The 20,471-nt window shown below is 70.4% G+C and carries 22 protein-coding genes and 3 pseudogenes; 13 read left to right on the forward strand and 12 right to left on the reverse strand.

The annotated features are described in order from the left end of the window. Positions 1 to 246: 246 nt before the first annotated feature. The gene (locus tag OG335_RS35025) at positions 247 to 426 is read left to right on the forward strand and encodes a hypothetical protein (protein ID WP_405015181.1); all 180 of its coding nucleotides are present in this window, start codon (positions 247 to 249) and stop codon (positions 424 to 426) included. Between the two features lie 10 nt (positions 427 to 436). Here OG335_RS35025 and OG335_RS35030 read toward each other — a convergent pair whose 3' ends face one another. Next, positions 437 to 1,528 (reverse strand): glycoside hydrolase family 11 protein, encoded by a 1,092-nt coding sequence (locus OG335_RS35030; protein ID WP_405015182.1) that lies wholly within the window; start codon positions 1,526 to 1,528, stop codon positions 437 to 439. A 686-nt stretch (positions 1,529 to 2,214) separates the two neighbouring features. Between OG335_RS35030 and OG335_RS35035 the strand changes: the two genes are divergently transcribed. Next, positions 2,215 to 2,436 (forward strand): hypothetical protein, encoded by a 222-nt coding sequence (locus OG335_RS35035; protein WP_405015183.1) that lies wholly within the window; start codon positions 2,215 to 2,217, stop codon positions 2,434 to 2,436. On the opposite strand, the gene OG335_RS35040 is transcribed toward OG335_RS35035, so the two are convergent. After that, a complete protein-coding gene (locus OG335_RS35040) occupies positions 2,426 to 2,551 on the reverse strand; it encodes an SDR family NAD(P)-dependent oxidoreductase (RefSeq protein WP_405015184.1) in 126 nt (41 codons plus the stop codon). The genes OG335_RS35035 and OG335_RS35040 overlap by 11 nt on opposite strands. A 347-nt stretch (positions 2,552 to 2,898) precedes the next feature. Here OG335_RS35040 and OG335_RS35045 point away from each other — a divergent pair. Continuing rightward, positions 2,899 to 3,499: pseudogene (locus tag OG335_RS35045) on the forward strand (helix-turn-helix domain-containing protein). A 91-nt stretch (positions 3,500 to 3,590) separates the two neighbouring features. Here the strand turns inward: OG335_RS35045 and OG335_RS35050 are convergent. Next, positions 3,591 to 4,052 carry a MarR family winged helix-turn-helix transcriptional regulator gene (locus tag OG335_RS35050; protein ID WP_405015627.1) on the reverse strand — a complete coding sequence of 154 codons (462 nt, stop codon included), beginning with the start codon at positions 4,050 to 4,052 and terminating at the stop codon, positions 3,591 to 3,593. Positions 4,053 to 4,119: 67 nt separating this feature from the next. Between OG335_RS35050 and OG335_RS35055 the strand changes: the two genes are divergently transcribed. Further along, positions 4,120 to 5,007: an alpha/beta fold hydrolase gene (locus OG335_RS35055; RefSeq protein WP_405015185.1), complete on the forward strand. Its 888-nt coding sequence runs from the start codon at positions 4,120 to 4,122 to the stop codon at positions 5,005 to 5,007. Positions 5,008 to 5,251: 244 nt separating this feature from the next. On the opposite strand, the gene OG335_RS35060 is transcribed toward OG335_RS35055, so the two are convergent. Then, on the reverse strand, positions 5,252 to 5,989 hold the full coding sequence (locus OG335_RS35060; RefSeq protein ID WP_405015186.1) for a hypothetical protein: 738 nt from the start codon (positions 5,987 to 5,989) through the stop codon (positions 5,252 to 5,254). A 59-nt stretch (positions 5,990 to 6,048) separates the two neighbouring features. Between OG335_RS35060 and OG335_RS35065 the strand changes: the two genes are divergently transcribed. Further along, complete coding sequence (locus OG335_RS35065) at positions 6,049 to 6,309, forward strand: hypothetical protein (protein ID WP_405015187.1); 261 nt, start codon at positions 6,049 to 6,051, stop codon at positions 6,307 to 6,309. Positions 6,310 to 6,431: 122 nt separating this feature from the next. Here OG335_RS35065 and OG335_RS35070 read toward each other — a convergent pair whose 3' ends face one another. Beyond that, a complete protein-coding gene (locus tag OG335_RS35070; protein WP_405015188.1) occupies positions 6,432 to 7,148 on the reverse strand; it encodes a DUF6193 family natural product biosynthesis protein in 717 nt (238 codons plus the stop codon). Positions 7,149 to 7,750: 602 nt separating this feature from the next. On the opposite strand from OG335_RS35070, the gene OG335_RS35075 reads away from it, so the two are divergent. From OG335_RS35075 to OG335_RS35085, 3 genes and pseudogenes are all read left to right on the forward strand, one after another. Further along, a complete protein-coding gene (locus OG335_RS35075) occupies positions 7,751 to 8,098 on the forward strand; it encodes a hypothetical protein (protein ID WP_405015189.1) in 348 nt (115 codons plus the stop codon). A gap of 71 nt (positions 8,099 to 8,169) precedes the next feature. After that, positions 8,170 to 8,829, forward strand: a complete 660-nt coding sequence (locus tag OG335_RS35080) for a hypothetical protein (protein ID WP_405015190.1) — start codon at positions 8,170 to 8,172, stop codon at positions 8,827 to 8,829. After that, a pseudogene (locus OG335_RS35085) lies at positions 8,826 to 9,068 on the forward strand (IS110 family transposase); the annotation flags it as partial. The gene OG335_RS35080 and the pseudogene OG335_RS35085, both read left to right, overlap by 4 nt. Before the next feature lie 8 nt (positions 9,069 to 9,076). Here OG335_RS35085 and OG335_RS35090 read toward each other — a convergent pair. Both OG335_RS35090 and OG335_RS35095 read right to left on the reverse strand, forming a co-directional pair. Next, complete coding sequence (locus OG335_RS35090; protein ID WP_405015191.1) at positions 9,077 to 10,042, reverse strand: hypothetical protein; 966 nt, start codon at positions 10,040 to 10,042, stop codon at positions 9,077 to 9,079. 132 nt (positions 10,043 to 10,174) lie between these two features. Then, the gene (locus tag OG335_RS35095) at positions 10,175 to 10,591 is read right to left on the reverse strand and encodes a hypothetical protein (RefSeq protein WP_405015192.1); all 417 of its coding nucleotides are present in this window, start codon (positions 10,589 to 10,591) and stop codon (positions 10,175 to 10,177) included. An 886-nt stretch (positions 10,592 to 11,477) separates the two neighbouring features. Between OG335_RS35095 and pip the strand changes: the two genes are divergently transcribed. Together pip and OG335_RS35105 are read left to right on the forward strand one after the other, a co-directional pair. Then, positions 11,478 to 12,437: a prolyl aminopeptidase gene (gene pip / locus OG335_RS35100; RefSeq protein WP_405015193.1), complete on the forward strand. Its 960-nt coding sequence runs from the start codon at positions 11,478 to 11,480 to the stop codon at positions 12,435 to 12,437. 478 nt (positions 12,438 to 12,915) lie between these two features. After that, positions 12,916 to 13,053 carry a hypothetical protein gene (locus OG335_RS35105; protein WP_405015194.1) on the forward strand — a complete coding sequence of 46 codons (138 nt, stop codon included), beginning with the start codon at positions 12,916 to 12,918 and terminating at the stop codon, positions 13,051 to 13,053. 270 nt (positions 13,054 to 13,323) lie between these two features. Here OG335_RS35105 and OG335_RS35110 read toward each other — a convergent pair whose 3' ends face one another. Continuing rightward, entirely contained in the window at positions 13,324 to 14,562 is a 1,239-nt protein-coding gene (locus OG335_RS35110; protein ID WP_405015195.1) for a serpin family protein, read from the reverse strand. A gap of 668 nt (positions 14,563 to 15,230) precedes the next feature. Further along, positions 15,231 to 15,398: a hypothetical protein gene (locus OG335_RS35115; RefSeq protein ID WP_405015196.1), complete on the reverse strand. Its 168-nt coding sequence runs from the start codon at positions 15,396 to 15,398 to the stop codon at positions 15,231 to 15,233. A 155-nt stretch (positions 15,399 to 15,553) separates the two neighbouring features. On the opposite strand from OG335_RS35115, the gene OG335_RS35120 reads away from it, so the two are divergent. The 3 genes and pseudogenes from OG335_RS35120 (at position 15,554) to OG335_RS35130 (ending at position 16,892) form a co-directional block, all read left to right on the forward strand. Then, a complete protein-coding gene (locus OG335_RS35120) occupies positions 15,554 to 16,039 on the forward strand; it encodes a hypothetical protein (RefSeq protein WP_405015197.1) in 486 nt (161 codons plus the stop codon). A gap of 352 nt (positions 16,040 to 16,391) precedes the next feature. Continuing rightward, positions 16,392 to 16,592: pseudogene (locus OG335_RS35125) on the forward strand (hypothetical protein); the annotation flags it as partial. A gap of 141 nt (positions 16,593 to 16,733) precedes the next feature. After that, a complete protein-coding gene (locus OG335_RS35130) occupies positions 16,734 to 16,892 on the forward strand; it encodes a hypothetical protein (protein ID WP_405015642.1) in 159 nt (52 codons plus the stop codon). Between the two features lie 252 nt (positions 16,893 to 17,144). Here the strand turns inward: OG335_RS35130 and OG335_RS35135 are convergent, their stop codons facing one another. Genes OG335_RS35135 through OG335_RS35145 form a run of 3 tightly spaced genes read right to left on the reverse strand, consistent with a single transcriptional unit; the run spans position 17,145 to position 20,441 of the window. Continuing rightward, positions 17,145 to 18,365 carry an ROK family protein gene (locus tag OG335_RS35135; protein WP_405015198.1) on the reverse strand — a complete coding sequence of 407 codons (1,221 nt, stop codon included), beginning with the start codon at positions 18,363 to 18,365 and terminating at the stop codon, positions 17,145 to 17,147. Between the two features lie 13 nt (positions 18,366 to 18,378). After that, positions 18,379 to 19,665, reverse strand: a complete 1,287-nt coding sequence (locus OG335_RS35140) for a sugar ABC transporter permease (RefSeq protein ID WP_405015199.1) — start codon at positions 19,663 to 19,665, stop codon at positions 18,379 to 18,381. Continuing rightward, entirely contained in the window at positions 19,662 to 20,441 is a 780-nt protein-coding gene (locus tag OG335_RS35145; RefSeq protein WP_405015200.1) for an ATP-binding cassette domain-containing protein, read from the reverse strand. Before OG335_RS35145 ends, OG335_RS35140 begins: the two co-directional genes overlap by 4 nt. Positions 20,442 to 20,471: the final 30 nt, after the last annotated feature.

Below are 20,471 nucleotides of genomic sequence, written 5' to 3' on the forward strand. Positions count from 1 at the left end.
ACAGAAGCCCCGGTGCCTGCGGCGATCGGGTGGTCCGGTCGGGCTTGCCGTCCTCCTTGACCACCATCTGGTGGGTACGGGCGTCGAGGCTGCAACGCCCTGGGCCTGACCCGCGCCTGGCCGCAACGGCGTGCGCGGCCACCGCTTCGAACCGTCTGCAGCTGTCAACCCGTGCCGCCCTGACCAGGCCCTCGCTGTCCCCGAAACTGGCGCTACGGCCGCGTGGAGGTCCGCGCCTGGCATCACATGTCCCAAAAGGTCCTGGGCAGCGGCTACTTCGCGGGCCAGTGCTCGAAGCTCGACATCGGCCTGCCGGTGATCGGGGGCACCGTGATCGAGGTGCGGGTCGAGCAGCTCCCTGAAGCCCGCAACCCCCGCCGGGCTGCCTGCCGCCCCCGGAGGGGCGGCAGGCAGCCCGGCGCCTGATGGCGTCCGATCAGCTCGCGGTGCAGGCGAGGGTCGGAGCGGTGTTGGTTCCGCTGTAGTTGGCGTTGAAGCCGAAGCTGGTGGTGCCACCCGCCGCGACGGCGCCGTTGTAGGCGGTGTTGTTCACCGTGATGACCTTGGCGGACTGGGCGTAGGTGCCGTTCCAGAGGTTGGTGACCGTCTGGTTGCCGGTGTAGGTCAGGGTGACCTTCCAGCTGTTGGTGGCGGCGGACCCGTTGTTCTTGACGGTCACCGCGCCGGTGAAGCCGGAGCCCCAGTCGGACGAGTTGGTGAAGGTTGCGGTGCAGCCGGTGCCGGTGCTGGTGCCGGTGCTGGTCGGGGTGGGCGACGGACTGGTGCCGGTGCTGGTCGGGGTGGGCGACGGACTGGTGGTGCCGCCGCTGGTCCCGTGGCTGACCGTGATGTTGGAGCTACCGCTGCTGCCGTAGCCCTCGGTGGCCAGGATCTCGTAGTTAGGGGTGCCGAGGTTCAGCCCCGCCTTCGCCCACGCGTTGAAGAAGTTGGACACGGTGATGGTGCCACCGGTGCGCTTCGACTGGCGGATCGCCCAGAACTGCGTGAAGTTCGAGCTGTTGCCCTCGATGGACGGGGCGTTGGTGCGCTGCGTCGAGTACAGGTCGTACGTGCTGCCGTCGCTGGTGACCGTGCCCAGCTTGGTGGCGCCCGAACTCGGGTTGTAGTTGCCGTAGTTGTCGACGATGTAGTACTCGATGAGCGGATTGGTGGTCCAGCCGTACAGCGACAGGTAGCAGTTGCCGTTGCAGTTCCACGAGCCCGAGTAGGTCACGGCGTCGGTCGTGCCCGGGTTCCAGCCCTTGCCGGCGACGAAGTTGTTGACGTTGGTCCACGTGGTGCTGTACTGGCCGCCGGCACCCAGGGTCATGGAGGCCTGGCCACTGTTCTGGCTCCAGAACGAGTAGAAGTACCCGTTGTTGGTACCGGTGCCGTTCGACGAGATGGTCGTGTCGGCGTTCGCGACGGTGGGGATGATGAGCACCGCTGCGAAGGCCACGACAAGGATGCGCGCCTTGCTGACGAGCCGTGAGAGGCGGCTGCCCCGGGTGGGACGGATGGGTTTCACGAGCGTGCTTCCTCTTCAGTGGGGGCGGACGGAAGGGGTGCGGCGTGGCGTGCCCGGCGCAGCGCCGCGGCCGAGGTGGCGGCCGGCGCGTGCGGGTGTGGTGCAGTGCGGCCGGGTGGCTGGGTGCCGCAGGGTTGGCGACCGGAGAACACCTGGGGACCAAGTCGCGAGGATCGACTCGGATCGGCCGTCGTGGAGCCTGCCGATCGCGATGATGCTGGCCCGCACCTGTCGGGGCTGTCAACACTTTCGACAAGAATGCGGAAACATTCCGAGAGGTGGAGGCTCCCCTGGTTGAAAATATCCCCTGATCACAGGCCAACTTGAGGAGGACTGTCTGCGTAATTATGCAACTTTCAAGAGCTCTGGGGGTGTTGAAAGCCAAGAATGGCGACCCTGGAAGATCACCTACTTCGAAAGTTTCGACGCCTGGCCCGATCGTTGTTGATGCCGGCCGAGGACGTCGCTCACCGTCTGGCGTGAGCCGGGGGAGCGCCGGTCATGCTCGGCTGCCGGCGGCCTCAAGAGAGTCAGAACGGATGCGCCCCCGGTGCTGAGAGGGCGTTAAGTCCGTCTCTGGTAGCGGCCGCGTCGGGTTGGTCGAGGAGTCCCTGACGAACGAGTCGTCCCAGGCGGGAGCGGGTGACGTTGATCGAGGGCTCGCCGGTGGGCAGCCCGAGGAGTTCGTGGAGGTCTCGAACCCGGAAGACCCGCCCGGGATGCTCGTTGAAGGCGGTCACGATGCGCTGGTGGGTGGTGGCGGTCTCCGCGGAGGCCGGTTCGTGGTCGGCTGGGGTGAGGCCGTCGATGACCTTGCCGGTGGTGACGATCTCGGCGAGGCGGGCCTCGGCCTCGGCCAGGACGCTGGCGGGTTGGTCGATCTGTTCGCGCAGGCAGTCAGCGCGTGAGGCGGTCCTGGCGGCGGCCGACGATGATCAGGTCGTAACCGTCGGCGGCGAAGCGCTCGGCGAAGGCCTTGCCGATGCCGGAGGTCGCGCCGGTGACAAGAGCGAGCTTGCTCACGGAGGTGTTTCCCTTCGAAGGCGATCCGGCTCAGCCGGTCGGCTTGGCGGGGGTGCGCTGCGCACCGGACGAGTCCGCCGCCCCGTGCGGCACACCGGCGAGCGGCGCCGGAGAGGCGGGACGACAGGCCCGCACACGCAGAGGGAACCCGGCCTCGGCGATCGCCCGGGCCATCGGCAGACCCTGATCGCCCGGCCCGACGAACCCGGCCACCGGGGTGTCCTGGGGTCTGGTGTTCCGCTCATGCATTCAGCATGGGCACCATTCACCCCATCAGGTAGTAGACCCGACTTCCTGGCACTGTCAGTACCAGGAAAGACAAAGAGGCTTTTTGCCGCAATGACGGCATGTCCCCAACCGAACTCGGCGAAGCCCTGCACACCTGGCGCGACCGCACCACCCCCGCCCGGGCAGGCCTTCCCGCCGGCGGCCGCAGACGCGCCCCAGGACTCCGACGCGAAGAACTCGCCCACCTCTCCGGGATTTCCGCGGACTACATCATCCGCCTCGAACGGGGGCGCGCCCGCAACCCCTCACCCCAGATCGTCGAAGTCCTCGCCCGTGCCCTGCGCCTGGAGAGCGGCGAACGCGAACACCTCTTCCGCCTCGCCGGACTCGCCGTACCCGGCCCCGGCGCGGTCCCCCGCCACATCACCCCGGCGTCCACCGCATCCTCGACCGCCTCGGCAACATCCCCGTCGCCGTCTACGACGCGACCTGGACCCAGCGCATCGCCAACCCCCTCCACACCGCACCACCGCCTAGCACCAGTCGAGCCGCAAGACCATCGACCATCCCGCCGTCGGCGCTCTCACCCTGGACTGCGACGTCCTCCAGGTCGCCGGCGACCACCTTCGCATCATGGCCTGCACCGCCAGACCCGCCACCGAGGACGCCGAACGCCTCGCCCTGCTCTCCGTCCCGGGGAACCGGACACTCACCGGCTGAGACCGCGAAGGCGCGACATGCTCCCCGTCCGAGCAGCCAAGGCGGCGGGCGCTGCGGTGCGGCTGGTGAAGTCCCCGAGATGGCGCCTTTGCTACGGGTGGGTCTGCGACCGGGGGCCTTTGGGGGTACTGGCGGGAGCGGCGACGTGGAGGGCGGCGGTCAGGTAGCGGTGAACGGTGTCCAGTTCGCCAGGGGTGAAGTCCTCGGCCGCCTCGACCAGGTTGGCGATGAGCGGACCGAAGAAGGCCCAGCCCAGCTCGACGGCCTTCTGGTCCACCGTCAGCAGGACCCGTCGCCGGTCGTGTTCGTCGCGCCTGCGACGGACCAGCCCCAGGCGCTCCAGCCGGTCGAGCAGGGCGGTGGTGCCCGCCGAGTTGAGCCGCAGCGCCTCGCCGAGCCGTCCCGGGGTGACGGTGGCCCCCGCCCGCTCGGCGTCGAGCAGGCAGATGAGGGCCCGCAGGTCGGTCGGGTGCAGGCCGTTCTGTCCGGCGAACTCGGCTCCGCGCAGATCGAATTCCACGGATACCGCGCGCAGGAGGTGAACCAGCCGCATCGCTGGGGAGATGTCATCGCTCACTCAGCTAGTATCTCGCCAAGCGAGAGAATTGGTCAACGAGACGATGTCCGAGGAGTTCACCGTGTCCGAATCCCAGGAGTTCTTCGCCGCCTACGACGCACTGCTCGCCCGCTGGCCCGCCGGCACCACCGAGATCGACGTTCCCACCCCGTACGGCACCACCCGCATCCATGCCTACGGGCCCGCCGACGCCACCCCGCTGCTCCTCCTGCACGGTGGCGGCTCCACCGGGGCAGTCTGGTTCGCCAACGCCCGGGCGCTCGGCACCCGTCACCGGGTGCTCGCCGTCGACATCCTCGGCGACGCCGGCCGCAGCACCCGTGAGGGGCGCCCGCTGCGCACCACCGCCGACCTGATGGACTGGCTGGACGCGCTGCTCAACGGCCTCGGTGCATCCCGCGTGCACCTGCTGGGCCATTCCTACGGCGCCTGGATCGCCCTGACGTACGCCCTGCACGCCGCGCAGCGGGTCGACCGGCTGGTACTGCTCGACCCGACCCAGTGCTTCGCCGGCTACCGCCCCGCCTTCCTCCTGCGGTCGCTGCCGGTCCTGGTCCGCCCGACGGTGACCCGCGCTCTCGCCTACCTGGACCGCGAGACGGCGGGCACGGACACCGACCCGGACTGGAAGCGGCTCTACGCTCTGGCAGCCTCGGGCTTCGCGGACCGGAAGCTGGTCGTCGGCCGCCGCCCGGACCCCACGACGCTGAGCGTCCCGCTCCTCGTCCTTCTCGCCGGCCGCAGCGGCACCCACGACGCGGCGAAGGTCGCGGCCCGCGCCCGCAAGGCCGTACCGCACGCCCGGATCGAGACCCTCGCCGATCTCACCCACTTCGCGCTGCCCACCGCCGCGCCCGCAGAGACCAACCGCCGGATCACCGACTTCCTGACGGCCGACCAGGAGACCCAGGCCGCCCCGGGTGCGGTCTGACCGGGCGTTCCACCCTTTGTAGGCCAGGCCCTGGTCTGCGGTGTTCTACCGTTCACCCGGTGACGTGTCCGCCTGGGCCGATGAGACCGTGGTCGGCAGGAGTGTCGCCTGCACACCGGCAGCTCATCGCCGACGACCGGTCCTTCGACGAACGCCTCAGGGCCGCCCGCTCGAAGCTGCGGTTCCAGGACCGCCGCATCGCCGGCCTCGAAGCTCGGATCGCCACTCGCCGGGATGATCCGCGCTACGCGGGGCGAAGCACGGGGTCGATCTCGGCCAGGATGTCGTGCAGCTGACGGGCCCCCAGGGCAACGCGGTCATCGGCGTCCCGCAGCATCTCCGCGCACAGCTGCAGCGCTTTGTCCCTGTCCTCGGAGAAGATGCTGAACACACCGACGATCGCGGTGTGGATCCAATCGCTGTGATTCGGGTCGGCGACTGCCATCGCGGAGGCGACGATCGTCAGCCCGATCCTGTCCATTCGCCGAAGCACGGCTTCTGCGGTCACCCGCGTGACGAAGGTGTCACCCGGGTCGAGCACGAGTTCCAGCAGCGGCCCGAGGGCCTCCTCCATGTCGGCGAAAGCAGCCAGGCCGCGACCGGCATCCGCCCGGTCACGGTAGTCCTGGCTTCGGCCGAGCTCACGGAGTGCCACGAAAGCGACGTGCCGCCGGTCACTGTCCCCCTCCAGCAGGCCTCGAAGTCGCCTCACCTCAGCGATCAGGCGGGGCACGTCCTGTCGTGCGGAGGCGATGAAATCGAGATCGGCATCCAGTTGCAGGTCCGGACTGACCTGGACCTGTTCTCCGTTGGTGAACCGACTGAGATGGATCTCATCGTCCTCCACGGCAGTGGCTGGGGCGATCTGGATGCAGCTCGCCCCGCCGGTCGCACCACGAGTCTCCAGCACGGGAACCCACGGACCCACGGATGCGGCCGCGATGCGTGCCTCCATGGATTCGAGCTCTTCTTCAGTCGGCATGGCCGGATCATCCACCCCGACCGGGCAGACCGTCCACGAGATACCCAGAGGCCGTCCACATGCGCATCCGCGGCGAGGGCGTCACCACCGGTTACGAGGCGGACGTAGCGGACCTGGCCGTGGCGGCCGGTGCCGGCCAGGATCTCGACGACCGGCTGGGGCTCCGCGATCCGGTGAACCCGGGCAGCGGTCCGGCAGTGGCCGACTCCAGGCGACCGATGACGGCGTCGGCGACCTGGCGCGCCTGGGTCGAGGTCAGACGTGGGCTGGTGATCTCCTGGTGGCCGTCGGGCAGGCGGACCAGGCAGGCCTCGGGGTGATGCCGACCCGGTGGTCCTGAGCGTGTCCGGTGGATACCCGGATGCCGACCGGTCGTGGCACGCCGGGCCGGGAGCCGGGGTAGCGGACCGGCGGGGCGGGGGAGTGGGTCGGCGGGGCGGGGTCAGCTGGCGGGGCCGGTGTCCTTGGGCAGGGCGGCGACGACGAGGGCGACGGCCTCCTCGGGGGTGGCGGTGTGCGCGATGATCTCTCCCCGGTCCCGTACCAGGTACTGCCCGTCGTGGAGCGGGTCGACCGAGTACCCGACCCGTATGTACGGGTAGTTGATGCGGGTGGAGAACCAGAGCATGAAGTGGCTGGTGACGGGCATCAAGCGGCGGAGTTCCGGCTGTGCGTGGGCCGCTTCCAGGAGCGCCTGGGCCCGGGGGTTGTGGACCCACGGGGCCGCGCGGCCGCGGTCCAGCCTGTGCCACCAGGCCAGCTCGACGGCACCGAACGGCTCGCGCTCGTGCTCCAGGGCCCAGTCTCCGAACCCGATGAACGGCGCCGATTCCCGGGCCCGTTCGAGGCCCGCGCCGCCCGTCCACGCCGCGACGGCCGCCACCACGGCGGCCGGGTCCGATGTCGTCCCGGTGGCGAGACAGGCCCTCTGCTCGTAGCAGCGCACCCAGTAGCCGGGCTCCTCACGAAGAGCGAGCACGACCGCCCGACGGCCGTCGCCACCACTGAACTCGGCCTTGCGCTCCCATCGCTCCTCCGGCACCGGCAGGCCGAGGCCGAGCTCTGCGGCCGCGCGGAGCAGGTCGGCCGGGAAATCCCCGTCGCCGCTCCGCGGCATCGCGGAGGAGTCCGGGGCGGTGTCCGAAGGGGAGGAGGCCATGAGCCCCATTCTGCCGGGGAGCGGCCGTTCAAACGATGATCGGGTCACGTACGGCCCCGGGCAGCGGAAGTCTGAGGTCCCCGCCCGCAGGACGCAACCCGTTGCGGTGGTCCCCGGTGCGCAGTCCAAGAGCATCAGCCCGAAGCGGGTGCCCGTCCGGCCCCGGCGTGCCCGGGACGGTGGCGCCCCGAGCAGGCAAATGGATGGCCCGGGGCGCCGACCCCATCGCCCGTTCCCACCGACACCCAGCAGGCATACCGCGCTCCACCGTGCCCGGCGGCTCCCTCTTGACCCGCCGCACGGACCCGCTAGGTTCCCACCGCCACAGCACCACCGGCGTCCCCGCCGGACAACGGGCACCTACCTGGACACCGTCGACACCGCTCTGACCGCCGCGGGGCGCCCCGCCGCTCGAAGGGTGCCCCGGGACGGGGGCATGCCGTCCGGGCCCCGGGCGAAGGCGGACAGGCCGCACTCCGGGAACTCCTGACGGAAGGCCAGCCCGACGTCTTGACGTCGCCTCAAGGCGGGCGATGACTCGGCTCGGATCGTCGGTCGGCATGCCCGCTGATGCTGTAGGTCCGGGGTGAGATCGTTTCCGCATGGCTGACCTGGGTGTTGCAATTGCGGAGGACGACGCCGAGCACGCTGTCATCGGCCGGTACCGACTGGCGGGTGACGGGTTCGGCGGGCAGGGCGAACGGGCGGTGGTCCGCGAGGCCCAGAGACTCTTGAGCGAGGTGATCGAACGAGCCGGGGTCGGCGAGTTCGACGGGAACGAGTTCGGGGGTGGCGAGGCCGTGCTCTACGCCTACGGACCCGACGCCGATGCGCTGTTCGCCGTCATGGCACCCACCTTGCGCAACCTGCCGTTCCGCCCCGCGCACGTCGTGCTGCGCCATGGATCCGCGTCCGATCCGTCGGCCGTCGAGCGGCGCGTGGAGCTGTAGCCGAATGGGCTGCAAGGCCTGTCCAACGGCCGGCACAGCAAGGCCCTCATCCCGGGCCCACCGGCGCCGGGGTGAGCGGATCACCGTTCAGGGAGCGGCAGTTCTCCCCGGTATCCCACCACAGCTCGCCGTCCACAGCAGACCTCGCGGCGGAACTCGACCGCAGCCGCCGGCTGCGGGACAAACTCACGCAGGGCACCGCGACAAGTGCCGCCCTCGATCCGGTCACGGCCATCGACATGGTGCGTGTCGTCTTCGATGCCGTTTCCCTGCTCCTCCGCCCGACATCCGAGGCAGAACCGGCAGTTGTCGACGTGAGCGGAGCACAGCCTGAAGAACGACTCGCCCGTCTGTGGGAGGAACACCGGCGCGCCCTCTACCCCGACAGCTTCCGCGGCGTCGACATCGAGGGCGTGGAACTGATCCTCCTGGACGCCGATGTCGCCGGACTCGTCCAGAGGGAGCTGAACGGCGGGCTCGATGACCACGGCATCGCCATTCTCTGGGCGTGCATCGCCGACCTCGACAAGATCGTGCCCCTGATCAACTCGGAGTACTGCGGTGCGGTCCTGACGGCGGCGGTGTCGGAGGTGGCGCTGCCGATCCACCTGGCCGGCACCCACTGGGAGAAACTGCATCCCCCGCTGCTGGAGGCGGGGACCTATGCCGTCGACCCCGCACCGTACGGGCCGCCGTGGCGGCTGCGGGCGATCTACGGCCGAGGACGCTGAACCGGCCGACCTTCTACCATCGCGGGCTCCAGCGGGTCTTCTGCACCTCCGCGCCGGTCAGCATCCGATGTGACCCCAACTCCATGGCGTTCTATGGCCGCAAACGAGCGGAGGGCAAGCGGCACGTCCAGGCCGTGACCGTGATGGCTCTGGCCCGGCGACGCGTCAACGTCCTTCGGGCCCTGATCCGTGACCAACGGCGCTACCAGGTCACACCGCCGGTCACCGAGTCCGCTTGACAGCAGCATCAGGAAGCCAGGACCTGGCGGGCGGCCCGGACCTGGGTCTCCAGGCCAGCCTTGGCCTCGGCCATCGCCTTCCCCTCGGCGGCGATCACCTCCTGCTGGTAGGCGTAGTCCACTGCGTACCAGATGCCCACCACGTTGTGCTCGTGCCGGCAGGCCGCGTCCGCCTTGGCCACCCGGATCTCGTGCGGGGTGGGCATGGGCGTTCTGTTCCACTCCGGGTCGCCCATCGCCGTCACCGGGTCCCGGTAGTCGAAGCCGCTCCCCTTCATGCACTGAGACCATCGGTCGAACGCGGCCTGGGTGCGCGTGTCCTGCTGGGACTCGCTCAGTGTGCGGAACTTGAGGGTGACGGCCGTCTGCGGGTCGCCGATCTGCCCGTCCACGGTGCCGGTGAGCCGCTGGTTGGCCTCGCCGAAGCAGCCGTGGTCGGGCACCTTCCGGCCGTTGACGAGCTGGCCTCCCGGGCCGAACCGCTGCTTCGGGTCCGAGGAGCCGGTCGCCGCGATCGTCTCCTCCCGTGACTTCGGCGCCGGGGCCGACTTGGGCTGCATCTTCTCCGCGGGGACGCCGCCCTCCGGGTGGTAGCCCCAGGCCGCCATCGTCGCGGCGTTCTGCGGCCCGTAGCGGCCGTCGATCCGCGTGGTGGGAGCGTCACTGCCACGCAGTTCCCTGGGCGAAGGGGGGAAGGTGAAGGCGAACCCGAGCCGGGTCATGCAGGCGGTGACCAGTTTGGCCTGCGCCTGTTCGACCTGGGTCTGCTGCTCGTAATTGAGCAGGTAGCCGTCGAGGGGCAGCGGCTTGTCGTTGGCCGAGTCGAGCGCCGGCACGGCGGAGACCGGGGGAACGGGGTCCGTGCGCGACGGGGAGGCGGTGCCGGGCTTCGGCTCCGCAACTGCGCTCGCGCAACCGGCCAGCAGGAGCGGCAGGGCGATCAGCAGGGCGGTACGGCGCGGGCGTCGTGACACGAGTGGGATCTCTCTCGCGAGGAGGACTCGGTGGATCGGCTCCCGCGGTGGTCCTCGGCCGGTGGGGACGGCCGTGGACCACCGCGGGAGCCACCCGGGAACGGACGGGGCCGGACACGGACCCGGGTTGGCTCAGTGGAAGGCGCCCGAGGCGTTGTTGTTCTTCAGCGTGCTGTTGAGGTCCACGGTCTTCCACGCGGGGATGGTCTGGCAGGCGTACCTGCAGTCGTACCAGCTGTTGTAGTAGACGACGAAGTTTCCGCCGTACCAGCTGTCCACGGCCGCGGCGTTGTTCTTCACCGTGTTGCCCACACCGCTGTTGCCGTTGAGGCCGGGCTGGAACCAGTAGGCCCCGTAGTCGTGGATGTCACCGCCCTGCTGGAAGTAGGCGCCGTAGCCGTAGGCACCGGAGTTGTAGTAGAGGCAGACGGCGTGGCTCTCGCCACTGCAGTCGTAGTTGATCGCCGAGGCGGTGTCCGCCGTGGCCAGGCCGGTTGTGGCGACGGCGGCGGCCACACCGGCCGCGGCGAGGAGTTTCCTGATGCGCATCTCGTTCCTCCTTACGACGCCGGCACCTCCGGCGTTCGGTCCGAGCGGTCCCGTCGGTGGTCCCCGGACGGCTGCGGTCCCATCATTGGGACGGCCCGTATCGTCCCGGTAGCGCCGTCGTAGCGCGGGACGCACTGTGGGCGCCGGGGCGATACGCCAGAGACCGGGGACTCCGTCGGCCGGCGGCTCCGCCGCGTGGGTGCGGGCGGCCCCGGACCCCGCAGGAACCGGCGGATCGAGGACGTCCGGCAGCCTCCGCCGCCACCGCGCCGGAGTCCTGTCACCGGTACGGCCACCCTTCGTCCGCGTCGGACCGCGAAGCCGGATCGCCGCCGGGCGGGGTCCAGGACGGGGTCCGACGCCCCGACGGGGTCTCAAGGCTCTCGGCCGCGGTCTGCCGGCGGGTGAAGACCGCGAGGAGGCCACCGGCCGGCGCCCGTTGATCTCGCCGAGGAACCGGGCCGTGAGAACCGGCGTGCCCGGAGCCCGGCTGATCCGCTCGACGGTCCACGGCTCGTCACTCATCGCTCCTCCGACCCCGGCCGTCGCGCCTGCGATCCCGCGGTACCGCCTTCACGAGTCCGCCGGACACCGCCCGTGAGGACCAGAAGGGCGGCATGCACGTCACCCTGGTGTGAGCCGCGCGCCGCCCACCTGTCGGTTCTCACTGGCCCGTGCCACGCAGCGCATCCCTGACCGGCAGCTTTCCAGGCTCTCAGCCCGTGTCGGTGGCGTTCCCGGGCCCCACCCCGGGCCGGCACCTGCATGACGACTGCCGTGCGAGCGTTTCCGCCGCGAGCGGCCATCCACTCCTCCGCCAGTGAGTTGCCCCGTGCCTGCCCGTTCCCGGAGTTCGGCGGCGATGGCCCTCGTAGGATCGGCAATCATGGTGGACCTCAACGCTCCGACCCATCCCTACGATCACGGATTCCTCGACACCGGAGACGGTAACCGCATCTACTACGAGCAGTTCGGCAGCCCCGAGGGCAAGGCCGCCCTGAGCGTCCACGGCGGCCCGGGTGCGGGCGCTCCACAACGCCCGCCGAAAGCCTGGGACCCCGACCGCTACCGCGTCATCCGCTTCGACCAGCGCAACTGCGGCCGCAGCACCCCGCACGCCGGCGACCCGGCCGCGGACATGACCCTGAACACCACGCAGCACCTCATCGACGACATGGAGCGGCTGCGCGAACACCTCGGTATCGAGCGGTGGCTGCTGAGCGGCGCCTCCTGGGGCGCGACCCTTGCCCTGGCCTACGCGCAGCAGCACCCCGAACGGGTCAGCGAGATGATCATCCCTTTGGTGACGACGACCCGCCGCGATGAGATCGACTGGCTCTACCGGGGCGCCGGGCGCTTCCACCCCGAAGCGTGGGACCGGTTCCGCGACGGCGTTCCCGAGGACGAGCGGGACGGCGACCTCCTGGCCGCCTACGCACGGCTGATGGAGAACCCCGACCGGGCGATCCGGGAGAAGGCCGCCATCGACTGGCTCACGTGGGAGGACGCGGTCATCTCCAACGAGCCCAACGGCCGACCCGGCATGTACAGCGACCGCGAGATCGACGCGCAGATCGCGTTCGTGCGGATCTGCGCCCACTTCTTCAGCAACGGAGCATGGCTGGAGGAAGACCAACTACTGAGGAACGCCCACAAGCTGGCAGGGATCCCGGCGGTATTGATCCACGGCCGACACGACATGGGCAGCCCGGTGCAGACAGCGTGGGAGCTGGCCAAGGTGTGGCCCGACGCGCGGCTCCGCATCATCGAGGACTCCGGGCACGGCGGAAGCCACACGATGCAGGAAACGATCTGGGCGGCCATCGAGGAGTTCAAGAACCGGTGATTCCCAGCTCCCTCTCCTGAACAGAAGCGCTGACAGCGAATCGTTGCTACGGGAGAGACGAACGCGAGAGGGCTGGGCGAGTTGACGCACGAGGACGTCCACGTCGGTGAGCGCGGTACTCGCGCGCGGTGCCTGCCTGAGCCGTGGATGTGTGATGTCTTCCATCTCGACGGCAGTCTGAGAGACATCCGGGTCCTCGCCACGACCCGCGGCGAGTGGATCGCCGTCCTGGAACGCCTGCGCGCTGTGGCCGACGAGACGGAGGTGGAGCACCCGTGCCCCCGGCTCGATCCCGTGCGTCCCGCCATTGCCGACCTCTTCCGCGTCTGGGCGGACGAGCCGGAGGGCCGGGGGAGGAGTTTCTCCGTCCGGGCCCGTTTCGGCGCCGTCTGGTTCTTCGCCGTGCCCTACGACGAGGAGGAGATCGAGTTCTCCGTTCCGGCCCGAGGACGTCCTCGACGGGGCGGGAGGGGCCGCCGTGCTGCGGTTCCTGGCCGAGATCGCGACGGCTGGCCGGCGACCGGCCCTGCTGACCGCCGAGGCCGTCCGGTACGACCCGCATCTGCCGACGCTGATCTCCCACGACCCCGTCACCGGCCTCACTTCCCACGTCTGAAAGCCGGGCATCCCCGACGCACCGCCGGACGCCGACACCGACGCCAGCGCCTGCCGAACCGCTGCCCTCCCGCCGTGGCATCCCGGTGCGCGAGATCAGCACGTGCTGCCGGTGGCCGGCGGCAGGCGTCGCCGGCCGTGACCTGCGCAGCCACCCGCCCGAAGGAGAGAGGACGGTGCGACAACGGTGGTCCGGACCTGTCCTGCCGGGTGCCGCTGCCTGGTTGTGCGTCCCGGTCCGCCGCTTTGGCCCGCTGCCGCCGGGAACTGTTCAGCCACGGAGTCGGAGATCGTCGTCGAAGCCTTCGTCGCAGTCGGGCTGGTGGGCGGGGGTTTCGTTCACCCAGCCCGCGGCCAGGACCAGGCGGGAGGCGCGGTGGACCGCCAGGAAGCCGAAGGGGCGGTCGAAGGAGACGGCGACGCTGCGGACACGGTAAGGCGGTTGGCGCCAGGCCGCGCTGCCGACGTCGAGCGCGATCGCCGTCACGGCTGCCGCCTCGAAGCCCTCCGCGCTGAAGGCTGCCACGGCGCGTTGTCTGGCGGAGCCGACCGCCAGGGGAGTGCTGCGGCTGACACCCGGGAAGTGGCCCCGGCTGCGGTCGGCTGCGGTGGTGAGGCCGAAGGGAGCGGCCGGCCGGAGCAGGTCGTGTTCGGTGTCGACGGTGAAGGGCACCGTCATGACCCCCAGACCCGGCTCGGGCCGCCAGCTCCGCTCCCAGCTCACGGTCATCCCCGGGCCGGCCTCGGCGGCAGGCAGCACGTCGGCCGTGACCCGCTCCACCTCCTCCCCGAAGACCGCCCGGATCCCCGTCCGGAGCACCTCACCCGGCGTCCGCGCCTCCTCGCCGAGCAGCAGCCGGACCTCGATCCCGCCGTACCCGAGCACGGACAACTCGGTGACGGCCCCCACCTCGCCGCGCAGGACGGCCGCGCGGTCCAGCAAGGCGGTGCGGCGGAACAGTGCGGCCAGCACCCGCCCGGCCCACGGACCCTGCTCCGGCACGAAGACGCCGTCGGTGAACGGGCGGATCCAGCGCGTCCGAACGGTCAGCCCGCCGGCCAGCACCAGGCGGGTGTCCTCGTCCAGCTCCACCGGCATGGCCGGGATCAGTCCGCCCGTCACCTTCGCGGCCCAGGCGTCGAGGCGGGCGCGGTCGACGGTCTCGACCCCGGTCAGCTCACCGAGTCCGTGCTCCGGCAGAGCGGCCACCCAGTCGGGTTCCAGCACGATCCGACGGTCCGCCCAGAGGCCCACCGCCGTGGACACTCCAGGGATCCCGCCGACATCCGCCAGCAGCCGACGGGCACCTTCCGCAGCAATTTCGGCCGGCAGCCCGACCGCCGCCGCCAGCTCCGCCCGCGCGGCCCCGCCCGCCCCGCCCGCCAGCACCCCCAGCAACGGCCACACCCCCACCGGGGAGAACACCGTGCTCTGCCCCGCCACCGCAGCCACCCGGGCCCACCGCCCGGCCAACGCGTTCACGGCCCCCACCACTGCCCTGCTGCTCATCCGTACCCCTGTTCCGCCCTCTTGGCCCGCAGAGCCTAGAGCCGCCGTACGGTCCTCCTGCACCGGTTTTCCGCAGCGCCAGGCTGCGTACCCGGGCGCCCCGCCCATGGCCGTCAGCCCGATGACGGTGAACACCGCACTGATCGGCGTCACGCCCCAGGAGAGCGGATCCGGTAACAGGGCGTACGGCGTTCCAGCCTGTGTGCTGGGGGACTGGGTCATGCGTCGAGCCGGGGACACCGACGCGGACCTAGGACACCCCCACCCACGGCCGGGCAAGACGACCACCCGGCACACCACGACCCGGGCCGGGCGGACCGCCGGGCCCGCTGTGCCGTAGTGGGCCCGGGCGGCCCCGCCGATCCCTCCAGCGACCCGACCATGCCCGGACACCCCCCGGGGCCGGGGCCGGGCACCGGCGGCGCGTCGTCCGACCTGAGGAGGCGTGGTCGGCTGCTCCCGGTCGGCGTTATCGGCCGGACCGCTCCGGTCGGCGGCGAGATGGTCCTCGTCCATGTGGCCGATAGCCTGGGGCTGTCCGGTCGTACCGACGTATCACTAGGGTCGGCGCCACCATCGGCGCGGTGGCCGTTCGTCGTGTTGCTCGGCATGGGCTCGGCGGGCGGCCTCGGCTGCCTTCGGGTCGTCGTACTCCTGCTGTGGGAGGGTCAGAGGTTCTCGCGCCGCCACAGCAGCAGGCCGACGGCACGGCTGCCGAGGAACCAGAGCACGGGCATGGCCAGCGAGTAGTAGAGCGCCGACTGCAGTGCAGTGTCGGACGGGCCGAGCACGGCAGCCGTGACGACGAGCCCCACGATCCAGGCCGGCGGAGACACCTTCGCTGCGCGCCGCACCCTTTGTGCAGTGCTTCTCCGGGCCGGCTCACCCACGCCCTGTCGGTCGCCGATTTCCGCAGCGTTGTCACGCGCGTCGACGTCGAGCAGCCAGAACGAAGGTGCGAAGCAGCAGTCCTGAGGGCTACAACGAGGGGATGACCGTCTTCCTCTGTTCCAAGTGCGGCACCGCGATCACGCCGGAGCTGGCCGAGCTGGCCGCCGTCCCCAACGTTCCCGATGACGAACACGACCGGGACAAGGGGACCCGCCGGGCACCTTCCACCGTTCCGCGGGGCCGCTACGCGATCGATCCCGGGCCCTGGGGACCTCCCTACGTCGTGCAGGACGATCAGGAGGAACCGAAGCCGGCGCAGTCCCGATCGCCGCTGCACTGCGGTGAGGAGGGCTTCGTCATCTCGGCGGGCGTCCCGGGCACGGTGTTGATGCACCCGGAGGACGCTCCCGGCCTTCGACCGCTGCCCAACGGGGAGAACAGCACCGGCTGCTGCGGGCCGATGGGTAACGAAGGACTCAACCGGGCCTGTCCCTGCGGCGCCGCGGTCGCGACACTCGCGGCGGACTGCTTCGGGCCCTACGAACTGCACCTGGACCCCGTCCGAACCTACGCGTTCTCCCAATAGACCCGGGGAACGGCCCACCCCGGACCGCGACACGCCCGGGACGGCCTTTCGCCCGGCTGCTTCGGGCCGCCCCCGATCATCCTCACCGGACCCCATCCCGCGGGGGCTACGCCGTGCTCGGAAGGAGAAGCCGGCCGACCCGCACTGGGGGATCCGCTCGATCCACGCCGAGAGGTGCACCCGGACCGGTGGAGAGCAGCAAGGCACTGTCCGGTCCAGCAGGCCGGTAGATGGAAAGCCAAGGAACTGTCGACGCAGCGCCAACACGGCCGGGGTAGCGCCCTGAAATCCTTCATGGGAAGCCATGACGGGGCGTCAAGCACGGAGGCCCCGCGCGAATAGGGGACAGTAGATGCTCAAAAGGACCGTTCACGCTCTTGCTGCTGTGTCGATAGCAGCGACAGGCCTCATCGGTGGCGCGGGACCGGCCGGCGCTTCCAGTGCTCCGTGTGGCGGGGCCTTCGCCTACCAGGCACACCTGCAGAACAAGGGTTGGCAGGAGTGGATGTGCGGCGGACAGTGGGCCGGCACGATCGGTGAGGCCCGGAATATCGAAGCAGTGCGATTCCAGTCGCCTGCGAGTGTTTCGTACTGCATGAAGGCGCACCGGAGCAACTTCGGTTGGGATTCCAATTGGACTTGCGCGTGGGGAGGCGCCCAGGCTCAGATCGGCACCACGGGCATGAACTCCCCGATGGAAGCGATCATGATCGGTACTCAGGACATGGCCGGTGACGCCTACATCAGGAACGAGCGCTGGCTGAATGGCCCCACCTACCTGCCTGACGGAACCATGCAGATCGGCACCACGGGTCGCGGCCTTCCTATGGAAGCCTTCTGGCTGAATGAATGAGCGCTGCCGGCAGGTCGTTGCCCAGGGCGACGTTGTCCAGCCTCGATCTCTTTCGTGACGGTTCGTCGGTTCGCCAGCGGGCCGTTCGGGCTGGTGAGGCTGATCGTGGGCATGCGGTTCTGCCCGGCTGTCGCACGGGGTGGGCGTCGGGTCCCACGGCTCCGCTGTGTTCGGCGTCCGCGCCGGACGATGTCCTCGGTGCGGGCAGTGCGGGCAGTGCGGGCGGTGCGGGCGGTGATCATCTGGGCGGGGTCAGGCGGGCGGCGGACCCGACACGCGGCCCAGTGTCTCCAGCGGTCGCGACAGCAACTCGGAGAAGGCGAGTTCGGCGGCGCCGATCAGGACGGTGTCGTTGCCGAGTTCGCTGACGCGCAGGCGCAGGTCCGCCCGGGATGCGGCGAGGGCGCTGGTGTTCACCCGGCTGCGGACCTGCGCGGCGGAGCCGAGGAAGACGTCGCGGAGGGTTCCGCCGAACACGATCAGGTCCGGGTTGAAGAGGTTGACGAGGTTGGCGACGCCGATGCCGAGCCAGTCTCCGACCCGGTGCAGTGCCGCACGAGCGCTGACGTCGCCTCGGTCGGCGGCGGTGACCACCGCCCGCACCGCGTCGATTCCGGTGATGCGACTGTCGCGACCTGCGGCTTCCAGCAGGGCGCGCTCGCCCGCCTCGGCTTCCAGGCACCCGTAGGCCCCGCAGCCGCACTGCCGGCCCTGATGGGGGTTGACCGTGGTGTGGCCGATCTCGCCGGCGTATCCGCGCTGGCCGCGCAGGAGTTCGCCGTCGATGACGATGCCGGCGCCGATGCCGATCTCTCCGTGCAGGTAGACGAGGTTCCGGCTGCCGCGGCCGGCACCGCGGCGGTGTTCGGCGAGGGCTCCCAGGTTGGCCTCGTTGGCGACGAGGACGGGGGTTTCCGGGTGGAGCCTTTCGGCGAGCGCGGTTGCGAAATCGACGTCTTTCCAGCCCATGTTGGGGGTGAGGCTGACCAGGCCATCGGGGTGGCGGATGATGCCGCGCACGGCCACGGCGGCCCCGACGCAGGAACTGCCGGCAGGAGCGGCGGTCAGCATCTGCCGGGCGTAGCCGGCCAGGATGTCGGCCACCTCTGCGGGGTCCTGCGGATGGTCCGGAGGCCAGGCGCACTCGCGCCGGTCGAGGAACACGCCGCCGAGGCCGATGAGGGCGGCTGTCAAGCGCTCCACGCCGATGTCCAGGGCCAGCACGTGCGCGCGGGTGGGCTCGGGCCGGACCACGAGGGACGGGCGACCGGCGCGGCCGGTCACCCTGGGCAGTTCCTCGTGGACCAGGCCGACGGTGTTCAGGTCGTTGACCAGGGCCAGGATGGTGCTGCGGTTGAGACCCATCCGGGTTGCGAGGTCGGTCCGTGACGTGGGTCCGCCGAGATGGACGTGGCGTAGCAGGGCACCGAGGTTGTGCTGGCGGATCTCTTCCTGGGAGGGGCCAGCCTTCATCGTGGCGCGAACCTCATCGTTGGACGGAGCGGCGGCGGGACAGCGCGTCCACGCCGGCGGCCACCAGCAGAACCGAGCCCGTGACAGCGTACTTGACGCCGGAGGTGTAGCCCATGAGGCCCATGCCGTTCTGGATGACGGCGACGACCAGGCCGCCCAGTACGGCGTCCACGACGCGGCCGCGGCCGCCGAAGAGGCTGGTGCCGCCGATGACGGCGCTGCCGACGGCGAGGAGCAGGACGTTGCTGCCTCCGGTGTTGGGGTCCACGGAGTTCCCGCGGGAGGCGGCGATGATGCCGCCGATGGACGCCAGGCAGGAGCAGATCACGAAGGAGGTGATGCGGATGAAGGAGACGTTGATCCCGGCGCGGCGGGCGGCTTCCGCGCTGCCGCCCACGGCGTAGATGTGCAGACCGAAGCCGGTCCGCTGCAGGGCGAACGTTCCCAGCAGGACGAGGACTCCGATGACGGGCACGACGATCGGGACGCCCCTGAGGGAGGCGACGACGACGTTGCGGCTGCGTTCCTCGTTGAGGAAGTGCACGGCTGTACCGCCGAGGACGGCGATCGTGCCGATTCGCGCGGCCAGGAGGGCGGCCGGGACGCCGGGCAGGCCCCGGTTGCGTCGGTCGCGGCTGCGGCGCAGCTGCAGGACTGCGGACACGAGGACGCAGCCGGCCAGCAGAGCCCAGCCGAGTGCGGGGCTCAGGTTGTCGTTGGCGATGGCCAGGACGGTCGGGTCCTGGATGGAGACGTTGGTGCCTTCCTTGAGCAGGATGAGCACGATGCCCTGGAACCCGAGGAAGGCGGCCAGGGTCACGACGAAGGAGGGGATGCCGACTTTGGCGACGAGGGTGCCGATGAGCAGGCCGATGGCTGCGCCGGTGAGCATGGCGGCGGGCACCGCGGCGTACCAGGGCCATCCGTGGTCGGTCAGCAGGATGGCGAGCACGGCGGCGCAGACGCCGCTGGCGTAGCCGGCCGACAGGTCGATTTCGCCGAGGAGCAGGACGAAGACCAGGCCCATGGCGATGGCGATGCTGCCGGCGCTCTGGGTGAGGAGGTTGGCGAAGTTCAGGTTGGACAGGAAGACGGGGCGGAGGACGGCGAAGAACACGCACAGGACGACCAGGCCGCCGACGGCAGGCAGGGCGCCGAGTTCGCCTCCGCGCAGTCGCTCCAGGTAGGTGCGGGTGATGCCGCTCAGCGTGGGGGCGGGTGGACGGGCGTCCGCGGTGCGGTCGGGCCGGTTGGGCCGGCTGGGCCTGTCGGGCTTCCGGGGCGCGATGGCGGCGCTCATGCGGCGGCTCCCTTGGAGGTGGTGGTGAGGCCGAGGTCGCCGCTGCGGCCGGAGGTGATCAGTTCGACGACTTGGGCGTGTGTCACGTCCGAGGTCCTGACCTGGGCTGCCATGCGCCCCAGATAGAGGGCGGCTACTCGGTCGGAGACCGCGAAGACGTCGTTCATGTTGTGCGAGATGAGGACGACGGCCAGGCCGTTGTCGGCGAGCCGTCGCACCAGTTCGAGGACCTGTGCGGTCTGGGCGACGCCGAGGGCGGCGGTGGGCTCGTCGAGGATGACGAGCTTGCTGTTCCACAGCACGGCTTTGGCGATGGCGACGGTCTGGCGCTGGCCGCCGGAGAGGTTGGAGACCTTCTGGCGCAGGGATTTGACCGTGCGCACGGACAGTCCATCGAGCGTCGCAGCCGCCATTTCCTCCATGGTCGAGTCGTCCAGAACCATGCCGCGGCGTATCTCGCGTCCGAGGAACATGTTCTGGACGATGTCGAGGTTGTCGCACAGCGCGAGGTCCTGGTAGACGATCTCCACACCGAGGGCGGCGGCGTCGCGCGGGCTGTGCACCTGGACCGGGCTGTCTTCGAACAGGTAGTCCCCGCCGTCGATGGCGTGGATCCCGCCGATGCACTTGACGAGGGTCGACTTGCCGGCGCCGTTGTCACCGACGAGGGCGGTGACCTCGCCCGCGTATGCGCTCAGGGCGACGTCGTGCAGGACCTGGACAGGGCCGAAGCTCTTGTCGATCCCGCGCAGTTCCAGAATCGGTGGCTGTGTCATGGGGAGGACTCCTGGGGATCGGTCGTACGG

Origin of the sequence: Kitasatospora sp. NBC_01539 (assembly GCF_045040525.1) — a bacterium.
Taxonomy (GTDB): domain Bacteria; phylum Actinomycetota; class Actinomycetes; order Streptomycetales; family Streptomycetaceae; genus Kitasatospora.

Coding starts and splice junctions, on each gene's coding strand:
- OG335_RS35025 (WP_405015181.1), top strand. CDS start 247: ATGTCCCAAAAGGTCCTGGGCAGCGGCTACTTCGCGGGCCAGTGCTCG.
- OG335_RS35050 (WP_405015627.1), bottom strand. CDS start 4,052: ATGCGGCTGGTTCACCTCCTGCGCGCGGTATCCGTGGAATTCGATCTG.
- OG335_RS35055 (WP_405015185.1), top strand. CDS start 4,120: ATGTCCGAGGAGTTCACCGTGTCCGAATCCCAGGAGTTCTTCGCCGCC.
- OG335_RS35060 (WP_405015186.1), bottom strand. CDS start 5,989: ATGCCGACTGAAGAAGAGCTCGAATCCATGGAGGCACGCATCGCGGCC.
- OG335_RS35065 (WP_405015187.1), top strand. CDS start 6,049: ATGCGCATCCGCGGCGAGGGCGTCACCACCGGTTACGAGGCGGACGTA.
- OG335_RS35070 (WP_405015188.1), bottom strand. CDS start 7,148: ATGGCCTCCTCCCCTTCGGACACCGCCCCGGACTCCTCCGCGATGCCG.
- OG335_RS35075 (WP_405015189.1), top strand. CDS start 7,751: ATGGCTGACCTGGGTGTTGCAATTGCGGAGGACGACGCCGAGCACGCT.
- OG335_RS35095 (WP_405015192.1), bottom strand. CDS start 10,591: ATGCGCATCAGGAAACTCCTCGCCGCGGCCGGTGTGGCCGCCGCCGTC.
- pip (WP_405015193.1), top strand. CDS start 11,478: ATGGTGGACCTCAACGCTCCGACCCATCCCTACGATCACGGATTCCTC.
- OG335_RS35110 (WP_405015195.1), bottom strand. CDS start 14,562: ATGAGCAGCAGGGCAGTGGTGGGGGCCGTGAACGCGTTGGCCGGGCGG.
- OG335_RS35120 (WP_405015197.1), top strand. CDS start 15,554: ATGACCGTCTTCCTCTGTTCCAAGTGCGGCACCGCGATCACGCCGGAG.
- OG335_RS35130 (WP_405015642.1), top strand. CDS start 16,734: ATGGAAGCGATCATGATCGGTACTCAGGACATGGCCGGTGACGCCTAC.
- OG335_RS35135 (WP_405015198.1), bottom strand. CDS start 18,365: ATGAAGGCTGGCCCCTCCCAGGAAGAGATCCGCCAGCACAACCTCGGT.
- OG335_RS35140 (WP_405015199.1), bottom strand. CDS start 19,665: ATGAGCGCCGCCATCGCGCCCCGGAAGCCCGACAGGCCCAGCCGGCCC.
- OG335_RS35145 (WP_405015200.1), bottom strand. CDS start 20,441: ATGACACAGCCACCGATTCTGGAACTGCGCGGGATCGACAAGAGCTTC.